The organism is Achromobacter sp. FW305-C-13, assembly GCF_058783475.1.
In genome coordinates this window covers 1,026,568-1,042,246 of the sequence record NZ_JBYSYN010000002.1, presented here as the reverse complement: position 1 = coordinate 1,042,246, position 15,679 = coordinate 1,026,568, and the positions used below count along the sequence as shown (strand labels likewise).

The following is a 15,679-nucleotide window of genomic DNA, read 5'->3' as shown; positions in this document are numbered from 1 at the left end:
CTTCTTCGCAAATTTCGATGCCGACATGCCGATCATGACTACCGACTGGATTGAACCCGCCACCTTCGCCTCGGTGCCCACGCACTCGCAGAAGGAGCACGCCTGCATGCCGCCCTTGCAAGGGTACGACGCGCAGATGCGCATCGCCGCGCCCTCGCGCGTGAAGATCCGCGACGGCAACACCCTGACGATTCCGATATGCGCCCGCGGCATCCTGCCCGTGGTGGAAAACCCGCAACTGCCGCGCTTCGTGGCGGTCGATACCCGCACGGGCAAGGTCTATCGCGGCATCGCCTTCAACTACGTGCGCCCCACGCTGCCCAATGTGTCGGTCGATCCGAGCGAAGGGGCTCCGCCGCCCAAGCTGGCGTTGCCGCCCGGCATGACGGTCGAAACGCGCTTCACCACCGACATGGCCGGCGTGCTGCACCTGCCCGCCACCCCGGCGACCTATGAGGTCTACATCGAAGCCGAAGACGTGAAGTCCAACACGGTGACCATCGAGGTCGAAGCCGGACAGAAGTAAGGGCCGGGCAAGGTCCGCAAACCAGCGCCACGCCGCCGCTTAGGGCCGCGCCGGCGTCATCTGCTGGATATTCTGCTCGGTGCGCGCCGCCTGGGCCTCGACCTTTTCCGCGTTACGCATGTCTTTCCCGCGCTGCTCCATTTCCGCCTTGGCGTCGGTCTTGGCGAACACGTCCTTGTCACGCACGCGGAAGTACATCGTGGTGCTGGCCAGCAGATGGTCGGGCCAGCTGCTCAACATGGCGTCGTGTACCAGCCAGTCGAACAAGGTCATCACCTTCGCCGGCAACTGCGTCTTGCCGTCGCGCGCATCGCGCCAGGCGGCCAGAAGGCGCTTCTGGGTTTCGCGCTCGGCCTTCATGTCAGCCAACGGGTCGGCCATCTTCTTAGGTGTGCCACCTCCCCGCTTGATCAGTTCGTCGCGCATGTTTTCGCGGTCGCGCATGTCCTTGTCCATCTGCTCCATCGCTCGCAACACTTGCGGGTTATTGCGCTCCAGGTCCGCTCGGCGCCGCTCGGTATCGGCATCGTTCTGCTCGGCCTTTTCCAGATTCTTGTATTCCTCTTCAAGGCGCTCCCATAGCGGTTTGAACCGTTGCGGCGGCAACTCTCCACGGCTTTCTGACGCGCGCTTCCAACGCTCATTCTTTAGCGCTTCAAGTTCGCGCAAGCGCGCGGTGTTCTCGGGCTTGCTCCGTTCCTCCGCAGACAGCGCAGATACGCGCCGCAACTCTTCGTTGAACTCCTGCTCAGGCGTGTAGAAATCGCGATCCTTGATCCATGCTTCGGCTGGATCCGATAGCTCGGCCCGGAACGTCGCATCCTGATAGCGCACGGCCAACCACCGCAGGAATGTCTCCATGTGCGGAAGGAAGTCGATGCCGGGTTCGTACTTCACGACTTCTCGATACGCGTTGACGAGCTCCAGGATCTTATGGCGGCTACTGCCATCCACGATCGGCTCCGACAAGGAAAATTGCAGGTAGGTGTCAGGCTTCAGATCGGCAAGCCGCTCCAGGCTGTGAAACGCGGCGCCATGCGAAAGGGCTTGGTTCATCATGTCGCGTAGCGGTACACGGGACAGTTCAACGCGTGAATTCAGCGATCCGGGTGGGCTGACGCCTGTCACGTCGCCGCTGGATCCCGGATAGAGGTATTGCAGGCCCCGCGTCTTTTCCAGGCTGTCCATGCGCTGGTTGCGCCGCAATTCGTGTGCCGCCGCGAAATGCACGCACATCTGCACGGCGGCCGGCACCGTCAGCGTCCGATCCTTGTGCGTCTGTTTGATGAGGTCGGTAACGGGTAGAAAACCCAGAAACGTGTTCTCGTCCATGATGGACGCAACGGAATCGAACAATCCCATGAAGCGGATCTGGATATCAGCGTCGGGCTTGTTCTTGGTAAGGTCGCCCCGTACAGCCAGGTCCGAATCGTGACGCCGGCGGTATTTCTTGACCAGGTCATTGACGAACTGGCGCGCAACCACCCCACCCCGGTCCGCCCCGAACACGGTGATCTCGATGCGGCGCACATTCTGGCCTTCGCTCACCGCGTCGTAGGCAGCTTTGAATTGCCGCAACGCAGAATCGACACGCACGTCGACCCCCGTGCCCATCAGATAAGCCACCGTCTCCTGATCCCGGATGACCGGAACCGTCTCCATCATGGTCGATTTCACGGCTTCCTTGCCTGCAGTCCAAGCCACCTTCAACGGGTTTTTCTTGAACCCTGCCCAGAAGCCGCGAATGGTCGCCTTCGCTCGGTTCACCAACCTCTCGGGATCCCAGGCGTTCCAGATGCGCACAGCCTTCTCTGGCAATGTCTGCACATCCTTGACGACGTCCTTATACGCCTTGACCATGGGTTGATACGACGATTCCCGCAGCGACTTCTTCACGGCCGCCGTAACGCGGCCGGTGAGCTTATGGTTCGGAATCTCGTCCGTGCGAAGCACATTACCGACGTTGCTTGAAACCGCCTTCTGCGCATTACTCGCCAGCTTCATGCCGGCCTTCGCGGCCGCATAAATCATGTCGTCATTCTCGGCGTCGGCGTTCAGGTCTGTTCCCAGACCCGAATAGTAGAACCGGAACCAGTGATGCTTTTCGGGACGGCCGGGATCGCTCTGGACGTAGTGCGCTTCCCAGAGCCGACAGATGTTCGAGTAGTAGGTCGGATGCTTCGCATCTTCATCGCGGTTGCGGCCAAATCCGTCGAAGAAGAATCCCATCCGCAGGACCGCGCCGCATTCATTGCAGTCGTCCTTGGGGTACGCCGCCTCGTTCTGGGCCATGGCTTTCAGCACGGATGCCGGCGTACGGTTCTCCTGCGGCAGATCGCTGGATTGCACGTCAGACATTCTTATCTCCCGGGGGGGTACCTGTCTTCTTTATCTGATCCAGATTCGTCTGCGGCAATGCCGCCACTTCCCGGGCAAAGTCACCTGGCGCGCGCCCCGTTTTTTCCAGGATCGCCTTCACCTGCGGATCATTATCGAAATTCGACGCCACCGTGAAATACAGCAGCATGTACTGGCGCAGGTCCTGTTTGTCTTCGATGCGGTACTTCTTCCATGCGGATTGCAACACCTTGGCCGTGACGCGCAGCAACTCAGCATCGCTGCGGTAGTCGCCAAGCGAGGCGCGATGGTCGCGCCACAACCAGTCCACGGTGTCCACGATAGGGATCCGCGTCTGGCCCAGCAGCTTGCGGCTTAACGCCAGTTCCATGTGTTCATCCGGATAGATGTGCAGCTCCAGATACAGCGGGCCGTCCCCAGGCGGAATCTCGGCTGCCGGGAAGTTGATGGCACCCTGCCGGTCGAAATAAAGCGAGTCGGCTTTGCCATCGTGCAGATGCTTGCGCAGCAGCTCCCCATCGACGCCACGCCAGTCGACCGTGAACGCCGTACCCTTGAGCGTAAAGCAGCAGGTGACCGAGCCTTCGCCGCCGCCAGGACTGACCTGCATCGTCGACGCCACGCCATCGCCCTTGTCCTTGACGCTGATACTGCGGATATTCCACGGCGTGTAGTTGTAGGCAATGAAGCTGACCCCTTGGTAGACCGGTTCGCTGTTGCACCCCGCCAGCATGCCCAGCCACAATAGCGCGGCGATCAGTCCCTTACGCATCTTCCACTCCCAAGTTCTCCAGGTGCAGCGCCTGCACCTCATCCCACACCACATCCGGCACGCCTTCCAGCACCTTGGCCAAGCCGCCCTCGGCATCTGGCCGATAGGCCAGCAGCCCTTCACGGATCAAGCGATGCTCATCGAAGCGCGGCGAGATCGACACGCCCCACGCCACATAATCGAACGTGTCCTTGTCGCCCGTCACGCCGTGCGCACGCGCGCGTTCCAGCTGCGCCTCGACGCGCGGCACCAGCGCATCCTGATCGGGGTTGCCGGGCAACAGGCCGGGATACAGACGGCGCAGTTGCACCGCGAGCTTGTCCGGGTAGTCCAGGTCGAACAGCATCTGATGCTGTTCGGGCGTGAAACGTTCGATCCCTTCCGGCCTGTCGGCGGGCAGCCGACCGGCGCCGGCCAGTTCGGCCCCAGTGCCGTCGCGCAACGCATAACGCAACGTGATCAAGGGCGCGGCGAAACGCGCGCGCTGCTCGGCGGTCCACACCTTTAAGGCACGGGCGAGGATGCGAGTGTCGTACCAGTGCAGGAAGAACTCGCTGGCGTCGGGTAAGGCGTAGTCGCAGAAACGGCCAAAGTGCGCGATGAGCTTTTCCAGCGGCACGGCAGAAGCGAAACTCATCATTGCATAGCGGCCGCCCGTTCGTTCGTGCAGCGCTTCCAGCACGCGCACCAGCACGGTATTGAAATCCTCGTAGCGCGGCCCGCGCAAGACTCCTTGCGAGGCGCCGTCCACCTCGATCAGCAGCGGCGCCACGTCGCCATAGATGTCCAGGCCGGTCTGCGCCCACACCGAGCCGAAGCTCAGGTCTTCGGTGGCGGTGATGCGCGCCAGCAAATCGGGGTGGCCGCGAAAATCCACGATCACGTAAGCCCGCGCGGCTTCGCCGTAGGGGCCACGGTGCTGCGGCAATTCCGCAAACGTGGAAAGCAGGGCTTCTTGCCAGGAATAAGCCATCTTCCTCACACCTTGTCGGTGATGGACTGCACGCTCTCCTGGGCGTCCAGCACGCAGCTCTTGCAGACGGTGAACTGCGGAAACGGATACGGCATCTGCGTCGGCCCGGCGAATTGCTTGTTGCCGGTCTTCACGTCGATGCGGCCCGGGGCCGTGACGGTGATGTTGCCGCCTTCGATCACGATGCTGGCGCCCGCCGCGTTGGCGATGCGAATGCGCTTGGGCGAGGCATATTCGATGCCGGCGTTGGCGCTGACCATGCGCAGGTCCTGTTGCGCCTGCATGGTCAGAACGTCGTGCTGCGAGATCACGTCGACTTCACCCGTGCCGGCGATCAGATCCAGGCCCGATTCGGCGCCGCCTTTCTGCACGCCGGCCACGATGCCGAGCGCTTGGCCCGTATGCACGCGCAGCGAACCGATGACGGCCAGATTGTGGTCCTGGCCCGATGACCAATGCACCAGTTCCCCGGCCGTGACCTGCACATTGCGCCCCGCCGCCTGCGTGAGCCCTGCGCGGCCCGCCATCAGCACCAGCGGATCGGTCAGGTGCGGCACTTTGCCGTCGACCACTTCCGTGTGCTTGGCCGAGGCGTCGCCCGCCGCGCCGCCCACGGCGTCGCCGGCCACCGTGCCGGAAACCGCGTGCGTCATGGCGGCCAGCGGTGCGCGCTCCCCGTCCAACCGGCTCGCGCCCGCGGCAGTCGTACCGCGCGCCGCGGCCAGCCGCACGCCCTGGTGCGCGCCGACCACGCCATCGAACGACTGCGCCATCAGATCAGCCTGCCCCGCCAGCGCCAGCGGCGCCGCCGCGTCGCCCGCAGGTTCACTGGCGCCGGCGGTGTAGGTAGTGAGCAGCACACCGCCGCCGCCGCGCAGCGCGCCGAACGCATCGGTGCGCAGTTCCGCCCCCACCCCGCGCACATTGCCGCGATAGTTGCCGCTCTGGTGGATCAGATGGCCCAGGTTGAGCTCGCTGGCAGACTGCGTGGACTTGATCTGCATGCGCAGTTGGCCGTCGCTGTCGTCAAACACGATCTGGTTGTAGCCGTCGCCGCCAAACTCCTTGCTCTTGAAGCCGCTTAGCGCGGCTGCGTTGCGGTGTTGCTCGTCGCCGCCTGCCGCGCCGTGCCAGGCCGGTGCGTTGCCGCTGGCCAGGTTGGCCTGCGCGCTCGGCTTGCCGTCGGTGGCGGCGGCAAACACTTCAGTGTTCATGGCCTCGCCGGACTTGCCGCCGGGGGTCGACGGGATGCCGCCTTCGCCTCGCCCGTTGTAGAGCGCGCCCACGACGAGCGGCTGGTCGATGTCCTCGTCCAGAAACCGCACCAGCACTTCCTGCCCGATGCGTGGCACGAAGCTCATGCCCATGCCCGCGCCGGCCTGGCGTTGGGCCACGCGCGCCCAGCGGCTTTTGGCCAAACCATCGCCATCGGCCTGCCAGTGAAAGCGCACGCGCACGTCGCCGCGCGCGTTGCGGTAGATCTCGTCTTCGCCACTGGCCTCGGTCGCGCCTTCGGCATTGGTCACGATCGCCGTGTGCACACCCACCGCGGACGGCGCGCCGACAAGCCTTGCGCCGCGAGCCCCGGCGGGCAAGGCGCGCCAGGGTCGATCACAGCGCACGGCGCGGAAGCGGTTGGCATAACCGACCTCGTGCGCCCGCGCCAGTACGGCCGCCTCGGGCCGGCCCACGCCGATCAACGCATCGTCATGGTCGCGTACGTTGTCGTCGGTGGCCTCGCACGCCTCGTCGTCTTCAAAGCACAGGAAGTCATCCAGCGCACCCAGCTTGGCCGCCATGCTGGCATCGGCCTGGCCGGGCAGGTTGTTGACGCCGGCATGTTCCAGGCGGTCCAGGGCGAAGACGGGCTCGAAGCCCGATTCCCCCGCCGGCCCCAGCGGCGACATGTCTTGCAATGTGAAGCGCGTACCGGACCGGAACGTGCGCACATTGCCACGCCCCAGAAACGTCTCGGCGCTGGCCTGCACCGCTTCCATCAGCAACGTCGCCTGGAACTGCGCATGCGCCTGATTCAAGAGGCTGCCGTGGCCCAGGGGCTCGAACCATTCCAACCCGGCGCCGTCATCACCGGACGCATTGGCGGGGCCGGCCAGCGCCTGGCCCGTAACGGCGTGCTTGCCGCTTTCGTGCCAGGCCAGCACCGTCACGCGCTCGACACCTCTGCGGCGCCGGCGCGCCAGCGCCTGCACGCCATCACGGGATTCCGTCGCATGGGCGCGCAGAAAGCGCACGCCCGCGCCAGCCGACTCAGCGTCTTCGGCCAGGCTGCGGCTGTCGGCAAAGATCAGCACGGCGTGGCGCGCGGGCGCGGCCTCGTCTTCGACCGTCGTCCAGCCCAGGCCGGATTCCGCAAGCAGGCGTGACAGGAAGGCATAGTCGGTCTCGCGATACTGGGTGGTGTAGGAACGCGCGGGCAGATCGGCCAGATGGTGCTCGACTTCGGCCGAGACCTTGTAGGTATAACCCTCGTAGCCGTCCAGCACGTGCCGCACGATCTCCAGCACGGGCTGGTTCTCGTAGATGCGGTTGTCACGCCGTTGCGTGGCCAGCCAGAGCCACGGCGCCAGCGTGACGCGATAACGCGCCATGCCGGCGTTGCCGCCCAGCATCTCGGCGGCGCGCACGACGCCGCTGCGGCCCGTCTCGCTACCGTCGGCGCGCGTAGTCCACAGCGTGGCCGGGCGCGACACCATGTCGTTCAGATCCAGCGCCGCGTTGTCGGCCAGCGCCACGACGCGCATTTCACCGAGCTCGGACAGGCCCTCGCGCGCGACCCACCCCTCGACCTGCAGGGACGACATCGCGCCCTCGCCATCAAGCCGGTAGAGACGGGACTGGGCGCTGAAACTGCCGTTGCTTGCGTTCACAGCCATGGAGCAAAAACCTCTTGGGGGACGTGGGCAACACCGGCCCGGTTCGGACGGTGGGGCGTCAGGGTTCGACGTTGGCCTGCGGCGTCGGGCATTCGATCGCAGTGCCCCATTGGCCCGCGCACACACGCAGGCGGCACTGCTCGCCTTCAATAAAGCTGAGCTTGCGGCATTCCTTCAACCGCTCCGCCAGCGGCGAGCCCGGCATCTCGCGCATGAAGACACCGTCGGATTTGTAAACACGCGTGCCGGGCGGCGAGGCCGGGGGCAACCCGTAGTTCATCAGGGCCGACAACAGCGCGGCATCGGTATCGGACGGTTTTGCGGTCTTGCGCGGCGGCGTGCTGGCAGGCTTGGCCGCGCGCGGCGCGCCCGCCTGTTGCGCACGCTGTTCCGCGGCCTGGCGCGTGGGGCCGGCTGCGGGCGCAGCAGCCGCCGCCGCAGGCGGCGTCATTGCCAGCACGGAAAGCGGATTGGTTGGCGCCGCCAGGGGCTCGGGCTCGCCTCGCCCGACATCTGCGTCTCGAGCGGGCGGCGCTTCATCAATGATGGCGGCCACCGCAGGGGGCTTATCCATGGGCTTCAGCGCAAGTTCGCCCGCCGGCGCGGGCGGACTTGCCATCGAGGCTTGCGGCAGCGAAGCCATCGGGCTGGGCGTGGAAGCGACGGCAGGCGACGGCGCCTGCGCCACCATCGGCACGGCTCCGTCTTCATGAATGATCCAGGTGATGCCGCCGGCCAATAGCGCCAGCAGCAGCGCCAACGCCACCCAACGCCCTGCGCGGGAGTTGCGTGGCGTCGCTAGATGTTTGACCTCGGCTTCCGGTTCGCGTCCTTCCAGTGCAGCAAGGATTCGCGACGACTCGGCCTCGCCGCGCGCGGGCGTGGAGGCGCTGAGCAAACTCGGCGCGGTCATCGTAGGGCGAGCGTCTTCTTTGTCTTCTGCCATGCGGGTTCCCGTGTCAGCAGGAGGCGTGTGCAGCCCCCCTGTAACCAAGCTCGACGAGAATACCCGATAGGCCTATTTCGATCATTGCTCCTTGTTACGATTCCTAAGGGTCGGACGCTGTTTGCAACGCCGGATCGCTTGCCTCATGCGCGAATAAAACAAAAGATTACGCCTTCACATGAGGGACCTAATTTGCTGCTGCTACTGCCCCTGTATTTTTTACTGGCGGTGGGCGTCTCCGCTCTCCTGTTTTTTCCGGCTCTGCGCCAAGGCGCAGTCCGGAGTTTGCGCGCGTGCGTACAGGGCGTGGCAAGGGGCGCGACGCGTAGCGCGAGTCATGCGGGTGGAGCCGTCGGCGGCACGGCAGGTGCCGTCCGGGACGGCATGAGCGCGTCGCTGGATTGGGTCGGAAGGTATCGTTGGCAGGTCGCGATCGGGTTGACAGTTGTGTTGCTTCCGTCACTTTTCGCTTTCTTGATGCGACACAATCACACATTCGTTTACAGCACCCAAACGGCCGGTCCGGACCGCCGAATCCAGGCATTGCTGGAGGGTGAAAGGCTGGCTCCGCCGGCTGCGCTGCCCCCGGAAGCGTTCACCACGCGCGAGGTCGAACTGGTGCGTCCGAAGCTGGGTGGCGCAAGCCGCAACTGGGACCTGTTCGACGCCGATTTCCGTCAGCGCCTGCTGTTGGCTTACCGCATCATGCGCGAGCAGCACGGCTACGAAATGGCGCTGATTGAGGGCTACCGCAGCCCCGAGCGGCAGGAAGAGCTGGCCGGCATGGGCACGCATGTGACGAACGCCGGCGCCTTCCAGAGCTATCACCAATATGGCCTGGCGGCCGACAGCGCGTTCTACCGCGACGGCAAGATCGTCATTTCCGAGAAGGACCCCTGGGCCATGCGCGGCTATGAACTGTTTGGCGAGACCGCGGAACTCGTTGGCCTGACGTGGGGCGGACGCTGGAAGATGATGGACTTTGGCCATGTCGAGCTGCGCCGCCCCGGCGTGATGCAGCGTGCGCGGGAGGCCACGAAGTAATGGCGCGCGTGCTGAAAAAAGGGCTGTTGATCCTGGCGTTGTTTGCCGTCGTGTGGCTGGCCGTCATCATCTGGTGGCAGGAATCGCGCACGCTGCCCACCGGCGTGGACATCGGGCTCTATCTGTTCGCGTTGCCGCTGGCCTTGCTGGCGGCGCTGTGGCTGGGCGTGCGCGCCGTGCGAGCCGCGCGCGCGCCCAAGCCCGAACCGGCAGCCGAGCCCCAGGCGCAGACGCCGCCCGCGCCGCGCCTTGCCGAATTGCGCGTGGTCGCCGTCGCCGCGCGTGCGGCGGCGGGCGCCGATACCGCCGCCATCGCGCAGGCGATGGCCGAACAGAAGCGGCCCGAACTGGATGCCGAGCTCAAGACGCCCCAGGGCTTTCCCATCTTTGCCGGGCGCGTGCCGGGCCTGAACGACCTGGAGCTGTACGCGGCGGCCCACGAACGCGGCGCGCCGCCGGAGGCCTTGGCAACGGCCACGCTGCGCGTCACGGCACTGCTGACGGATATCGCGCGCACCCTCACCGGCGACGCCCACCGGCGCGTCACTGAACTGGACGTGCCCGCCCGCGACGACGACTGGCCTTTGCTGCGCTTCGAGGTACTGCTGTCAGCCGACTGGCCGGAAGCGGCGCGCGAGCGCGCGCGCAAGGAAATCCTGGCCGCCGCCGGCGTCTGGCCCGATGCCCGCGTCAGCGTCGCCGAGCACCTGGCGCGCAACGCCATGGCTGGCGACCACCTGTTGCGCGAACTGGCATCCGCACCGCCGGATGCCCACGCGCAGCCGCTGTGGCGCATCGTGCTGGCGGGCGACGGCTACATCGACGCCGACCAGGTTGCGCTCTGGGATGGCCTTGCCAAGTTGCTTACCCACGCCAATCCGCAGGGCCGCGTGCCGGGTGAAGCTGCCGCCGGGCTGCTGCTTGGCCCGGCAGATGCCGACGCCGACCTGCGCATCGCCCTGTCTCCGGTATGGCATCGACAGAAGTCCGCCGACGCCCGTGGCGCGCTGGCGGAGCCGCCCCTGGCCGATCTGGCGCGCGAACTGCTGCAACGCGCGGACGTCGCGCCCGAGCACGTCGCCCACGTCATCAGCGACGCCGATCACCGCGGCAGCCGTCCACTTGAACCGCTGAACGTCGCGTCTCAACTGTTTGCCCATCTGGACGCCAGCAAGGATTGCCAGGCGGTCGGCGCCGCCTGTGGCCACACCGGTGTGGCCGCGTCGCTGCTGACGCTGGCCGTGGCCGGCGAAGCCTGCGTCCAGCTGGAACAGCCCGTACTGACCCTAACCCTGCAAGACCCCGCATTGCGTTGCGCGGCACTGGTCTCCCGACCCGCCGCCAGCGCTACCGCCTGACCCCAAAAACAACAGCGAAAACCATGCGTAGCCCCTCAGGATTGTTTTCTCGATTTTCCAGCGCCATGAGCGACTTCCGCTACTGGAGCGCTCGGGTGTTCGCCAACCCACGCACCTTCATGGTGATCGGACTGATCGCGCTGATCGTGTTTCTGTTCCTGTTCGCCGACACCATGCAGATCGCCATGACCTGGGCCGGCGCATTGCTGGGAGTGCTGCTGTTCCTGTGGCTCTGCGTGTGGCTGTGGCGCCGGCGCCGCACCCGGCGCGCCAACCAGAAGCTGGGCGACATGCTGGAACAACAGGTGCAGACAGGCGCCGCGGCCAGCCCCGCCGCCAACCGCAACGAGGTCGACGCGCTGCGCACGCGCCTGACGCAGGCGGTACGCACCATCAAGACGTCCAAGATCGGCCAGACCTCTGGCAACGAAGCGCTGTACGAGCTGCCTTGGTACATCGTCATCGGCAACCCCGCCGCCGGCAAGAGCAGCGCCGTGATCAATTCGGGGCTGCAGTTCCCGTTCGCCGACAAGAACGGCGCAGCCGTGCGCGGCGTAGGCGGCACCCGTAACTGCGACTGGTTCTTCACGACCGAAGGCATCCTGCTGGACACGGCGGGCCGCTACTCGGTCCACGAGGAAGACCGCAACGAGTGGATGAGCTTCCTGGACCTGCTCAAGCGCCATCGTCCCAAGGCGCCGATCAACGGCATCATCGTGGCGGCCAGCATCAGCGAACTGACGGATTCCGGCCCCGAGTTCGCCATCAACCTGGCCAAGAACCTGCGCCAGCGCGTGCAGGAACTGACCGACAGGCTGGAAGTCTTTGCGCCGGTGTATGTGATCTTCACCAAGGCCGACCTGATCGCCGGCTTCTCGGAGTTCTTTGCCGACGCCGACGCCCGCGAGCGCGACCGCGTCTGGGGCGCAACGCTGCCGTACGGCGCCGACGAAAGCCGCGACGTGCTGACGCTGTTCGACGAGCGCTTCGACGAACTGTATGAAGGGCTCAAAGAAATGGGCACAGCCCAGATCTCGCTGCGGCGCAGCGGCGCCCTGCCCCCGGGCCTGCTGACCTTCCCGCTGGAGTTCGCGGGTGTCAAGCCGGCGCTGCGCACCTTCCTGTCGACGTTGTTCGAGACCAACCCGTTCCAGTACAAGCCCGTCTTCCGGGGCTTCTATTTCACCAGCGCGCTGCAGGAAGGCGCCTCGCGCAGCACCTCCACCGAAAAACTCGCCGAGCGATTTACCCTGCGCCCGGCCGCGCACGAGGCCGCCCGCAGCGTGAGCTCCCACAACGGCTTCTTCCTGCGCGACCTGTTCTCAAGCGTGATCTTTGCCGACAAGAAACTGGTGCGCCAGCACGCCAGCCCGAACAAGGTCCGCATGCGCTACCTGACGTTCTTCGGGCTGGTGCTTGCGCTGGGCCTGGTGCTGGGGGGCTGGAGCTGGTCGTACCTGGGCAACCGGCAGTTGGCGACCAATGTGCAGGCGGACCTGGACAAGGTGGTGCGCCTGCAAAGCGAGCGCACCGATCTGCAAAGCCGGCTGGAAGCGATGGAGATCCTGCAGGACCGCATCGAGCAGCTGGATCGCTATTCCTCGAGCCGGCCGCTGTCGCTGGGCTTAGGGCTGTATCAGGGCGACGTGCTCAAGGATCGATTGCTGGCCGAGTATTACAACGGCCTGCGCCAGTTCATGCTGGTGCCGGTCAAGGCCAGCCTTGAGGATTATCTGGGCCGCGTCGACGTCTCGCAGGCGGCCGCCGGCACACGGCCGGCTGCCCCGCCCCAGGCGCAGCCCGTGCGCGCCAACGCGGGCGACATGCTATTCCAGGATGCCTCGCCCACCAACGTCGACGACGCCTACAACGCGCTGAAGACGTACCTGATGATGGCCAACCGCGAACACGTGGACCCCACCCACCTGTCCGACCAGATCACCCGCTTCTGGCGGGGCTGGCTTGAGACCAACCGCGGCGCCATGCCGCGCGACCAGTTGATCCGCAGCGCGGAACGGCTGATCTCGTTCTACGTGGCGCGCGCGGCCGACGCCGACTGGCCTCAGATCGACACCAACCTGGCCATGGTCGAGCGCACGCGCGGCAACTTGCGCAGCGTGATGCAAGGCATGCCGGCGCGCGAACGCGCCTATGCAACGTTGAAGGCACGCGCGGCCACGCGCTTCCCCGCCATGACCGTGGCGCGCATCATGGGCGAAGCCGACGCCGCCGTGGTGGCCGGTAGCTACGCGGTGCCCGGCACCTTCACCCGCGAGGCCTGGGAACAGTACATCGAGCCAGCCATCGGTGAAGCCGCGCGCCGCGAGGTGCAGACCAGCGACTGGGTGCTGGGCGTGAACGCGCGCGACGACCTGACGCTGGAAGGCAGCCCGGAGCAGATCCAGAAGAGCCTGGCCACGATGTACAAGACCGAGTACGCGCAGGAGTGGCAGAAGATGCTGCGAGGGGTCACGATCAAGCCGTTCACGAGCTTCGACCAGGCGGTCCAGGGCATGAACCGGCTGGGCGATCCGCAGAATTCGCCGCTGGTAAAACTGATCAACACGACTTATGAACAGACGTCCTGGGACAACCCCTCGCTGATCAACACCGGCATTTCGCAGGCGCAGACCGGCGTGGTCGCCTGGTTCAAGCGGGTGATCCTGCGCCAGGGCCAGCCCAAACCCACCGAAGTCGCGCCCGGCGGGGAGCAGATCCCGATGGGGCCGGTGGGCCGCGAGTTCTCCGACGTGGCCCGCCTGGTGGTCACGCGCGATAACCAGTCGCTGCTGGGCAACTACATGAACGCCCTGTCGAAGATCCGCACGCGTTTCAACCTGATCAACAACCAGGGCGACCCGGGTCCGGGCGCGCTGCTGCTGATGCGCCAGACGCTGGAAGGCAAGGACTCGGAGCTGGCCGACGCGCTCAAGCTGGTCGACGAGCAAATGCTGGCCGGCCTGACGCCGGCGCAACGCGAGACCCTGCGTCCGCTGCTGGTCCGCCCGTTGATCCAGGGCTACGCCGTGGCCATGCAGCCCGCGCAGACCGAGCTGAACAAGGTCTGGAACGCCCAGGTCTATCAACCCTTCTCGCAGACCTTGGCCGACAAGTACCCGTTCTCGACCAAGGCCGGCGTCGAAGCCAGCGGCGAAGAGATCGGACAGGTGTTCGGCCCGCAGGGCAGCATCGCCAAATACGTCAACGACACGCTGGGCCCGCTGACGGTACGCCGCGGCGACATCCTGACCGCGCGCACCTGGGGCGACATGGGCATCGACCTGCAACCGTCGTTCACCGCCAACTTCGCGCAGTGGGTGGCTCCGCTGTCGGGCGGCGCCGCAGGCTCGGGGGCAGCCAGCCAGCCGCAGACGCTGTTCCAGATCCAGCCCAAACCCGCCAGCGGCGTAACCGAGTACACGATCGAGATCGACGGCCAGCAACTGCGCTATCGCAACACGCCGCCGCAATGGGTGAACTTCGTCTGGCCCAACGCGCAAGGCGCACCCGGCGCGCGCATCACGGCCACTGCGTTCGATGGCACCGTCGTCGAGATCGTCAACGAACCGGGCCGCTTCGGCCTGGAGCGCCTGATCTCGGGGTCGCAACGCAAGCCGAACCCGGACGGCAGCTTCGAGATGAGCTGGAGCAAGTCCAACATCACCGTGCCGGTCAAGCTTCGCATCATCAGCAACGCGCAAGCGGCCAGCGCCGGCGGCACCGAGCCGGGCAGCCAAGGCCTGCGCAACCTGCGCCTTCCCGCTACGGTGGCGGGCGCTTCCCCTCAACCTCCCGTCGCCCCGACGCCTGCCGGAGCGCAGCAATGAGCAACCCGCAGTCTCCCATGTTCCGTACGGCCTACTTCGGCAAGATCCCGTCCCGTGGCGACTTCGTCAAAAACACCTCGCATCCCCAGCTGATGTCGACGCTGGACGCGTGGGTGGCCAACACCATGGAGGTCCTGGCCCAGGATCCCCACTGGAAGACCCTGTACGACGAAGCGCAGCCCGTTCCGTTCGCCGTGCTGGGCTCGCGCGGCAAGCTGGCTATCGCTGGCCATCTGCAGCCCAGCCGCGACCAGTCCGGAAGGCGCTTCCCGTTCATCAGCGCAACCTCGGTCGAGGTCGCCCGCCCGCTGGATTTCATCGCACGCAGCCCGCTGGCCTTCAGCCGCATGTGGAACCGCATGGGCACCGCCGCCGCGCAACTGATGCGCGAAGGCGATCCGGGCCCCGCCCTGCAGACGCTGAATGATCTGGAAGGCGAGATCCGGACCGCCGCCGACGACGGTTTCGACGCCTTCATCGACTTGCAGACAATCGAACGCGTCGAAGCGATGCTGCGCGGCAACGGCCACGCCGCCAGCATGCACGACATCGTGCTGGCGCTGGGCATCCTGCTTGCGCCGGTGATGTCCAGCGGTTCATCGCAGCTGGACACCGGCCTGGCGCTACCGTTGCCGGACGATCCGCTCTACATCAATCTGGTCGCGACGTACTGGATGACGCTGATCGCGCCGTTCCTCACGCGTGCGGATTTCGAGATCGCCATGTTCATCGGGCAGATCGCCGGCAAGCATCGGCTGGTGGTGGGCTTTCGGGGTGCATCCCCGCAGACGCTGGCCACCTTGCTGTCCACGCCGCAGACCTTGTCGCAGCACTACATCGTGCTGGAAGACGCGCCGTGGGTGCGCGACCACGTCAGCGCCAGCCACGGCCTGGCCAAGCTGTCGAGCTATCTGGATCAACCGCGGCTCTCCCTGCGCCAGGCGCTGGAGACGTTCCGCGAAGTCTTCATCGGAGCCTAGG

At 65.9% G+C, this 15,679-nt stretch carries 10 protein-coding genes; 5 read left to right on the top strand and 5 right to left on the bottom strand.

Features of this window, described 5'->3' with window-relative positions; translation table 11 throughout:
- Positions 1-25: 25 nt before the first annotated feature.
- On the top strand, positions 26-526 hold the full coding sequence (locus tag AC3WMU_RS16130) for a hypothetical protein (RefSeq protein WP_427959028.1): 501 nt from the start codon (positions 26-28) through the stop codon (positions 524-526).
- Positions 527-565: 39 nt separating this feature from the next.
- Here AC3WMU_RS16130 and AC3WMU_RS16125 read toward each other — a convergent pair whose 3' ends face one another.
- The 5 genes from AC3WMU_RS16125 to AC3WMU_RS16105 are packed head-to-tail and all read right to left on the bottom strand — an operon-like array spanning position 566 to position 8,469.
- Positions 566-2,884: a phospholipase effector Tle1 domain-containing protein gene (locus AC3WMU_RS16125; RefSeq protein WP_492282649.1), complete on the bottom strand. Its 2,319-nt coding sequence runs from the start codon at positions 2,882-2,884 to the stop codon at positions 566-568.
- Positions 2,877-3,656, bottom strand: a complete 780-nt coding sequence (locus tag AC3WMU_RS16120) for a DUF3304 domain-containing protein (RefSeq protein WP_492282648.1) — start codon at positions 3,654-3,656, stop codon at positions 2,877-2,879. Before AC3WMU_RS16120 ends, AC3WMU_RS16125 begins: the two co-directional genes overlap by 8 nt.
- Entirely contained in the window at positions 3,649-4,629 is a 981-nt protein-coding gene (locus tag AC3WMU_RS16115; protein ID WP_492282647.1) for a DUF4123 domain-containing protein, read from the bottom strand. Before AC3WMU_RS16115 ends, AC3WMU_RS16120 begins: the two co-directional genes overlap by 8 nt.
- Positions 4,630-4,634: 5 nt before the next feature.
- On the bottom strand, positions 4,635-7,523 hold the full coding sequence (locus AC3WMU_RS16110; protein WP_492282646.1) for a type VI secretion system Vgr family protein: 2,889 nt from the start codon (positions 7,521-7,523) through the stop codon (positions 4,635-4,637).
- Positions 7,524-7,581: 58 nt separating this feature from the next.
- Positions 7,582-8,469 carry a hypothetical protein gene (locus tag AC3WMU_RS16105; protein WP_280026370.1) on the bottom strand — a complete coding sequence of 296 codons (888 nt, stop codon included), beginning with the start codon at positions 8,467-8,469 and terminating at the stop codon, positions 7,582-7,584.
- 192 nt (positions 8,470-8,661) lie between these two features.
- Between AC3WMU_RS16105 and AC3WMU_RS16100 the strand changes: the two genes are divergently transcribed.
- The 4 genes from AC3WMU_RS16100 to tagF all read left to right on the top strand — a co-directional run bounded on the left by AC3WMU_RS16100 (position 8,662) and on the right by tagF (position 15,678).
- Positions 8,662-9,513: a M15 family metallopeptidase gene (locus AC3WMU_RS16100; RefSeq protein WP_035213947.1), complete on the top strand. Its 852-nt coding sequence runs from the start codon at positions 8,662-8,664 to the stop codon at positions 9,511-9,513.
- The gene (locus tag AC3WMU_RS16095) at positions 9,513-10,871 is read left to right on the top strand and encodes a hypothetical protein (protein WP_492282645.1); all 1,359 of its coding nucleotides are present in this window, start codon (positions 9,513-9,515) and stop codon (positions 10,869-10,871) included. The genes AC3WMU_RS16100 and AC3WMU_RS16095 overlap by 1 nt, the downstream gene beginning before the upstream one ends.
- 65 nt (positions 10,872-10,936) lie before the next feature.
- Complete coding sequence (tssM, locus tag AC3WMU_RS16090) at positions 10,937-14,698, top strand: type VI secretion system membrane subunit TssM (RefSeq protein ID WP_454677765.1); 3,762 nt, start codon at positions 10,937-10,939, stop codon at positions 14,696-14,698.
- Positions 14,695-15,678 (top strand): type VI secretion system-associated protein TagF, encoded by a 984-nt coding sequence (gene tagF / locus AC3WMU_RS16085; RefSeq protein WP_006226848.1) that lies wholly within the window; start codon positions 14,695-14,697, stop codon positions 15,676-15,678. The genes tssM and tagF overlap by 4 nt, the downstream gene beginning before the upstream one ends.
- The last annotated feature ends 1 nt before the right edge of the window (position 15,679 follow it).

Bases quoted from the DNA above. Each gene is read 5' to 3' on its own strand.
- AC3WMU_RS16110 (WP_492282646.1), bottom strand. From the start codon at position 7,523: ATGGCTGTGAACGCAAGCAACGGCAGTTTCAGCGCCCAGTCCCGTCTC.
- tagF (WP_006226848.1), top strand. From the start codon at position 14,695: ATGAGCAACCCGCAGTCTCCCATGTTCCGTACGGCCTACTTCGGCAAG.
- tssM (WP_454677765.1), top strand. From the start codon at position 10,937: ATGAGCGACTTCCGCTACTGGAGCGCTCGGGTGTTCGCCAACCCACGC.
- AC3WMU_RS16095 (WP_492282645.1), top strand. From the start codon at position 9,513: ATGGCGCGCGTGCTGAAAAAAGGGCTGTTGATCCTGGCGTTGTTTGCC.
- AC3WMU_RS16105 (WP_280026370.1), bottom strand. From the start codon at position 8,469: ATGGCAGAAGACAAAGAAGACGCTCGCCCTACGATGACCGCGCCGAGT.
- AC3WMU_RS16125 (WP_492282649.1), bottom strand. From the start codon at position 2,884: ATGTCTGACGTGCAATCCAGCGATCTGCCGCAGGAGAACCGTACGCCG.
- AC3WMU_RS16130 (WP_427959028.1), top strand. From the start codon at position 26: ATGCCGATCATGACTACCGACTGGATTGAACCCGCCACCTTCGCCTCG.
- AC3WMU_RS16115 (WP_492282647.1), bottom strand. From the start codon at position 4,629: ATGGCTTATTCCTGGCAAGAAGCCCTGCTTTCCACGTTTGCGGAATTG.
- AC3WMU_RS16120 (WP_492282648.1), bottom strand. From the start codon at position 3,656: ATGCGTAAGGGACTGATCGCCGCGCTATTGTGGCTGGGCATGCTGGCG.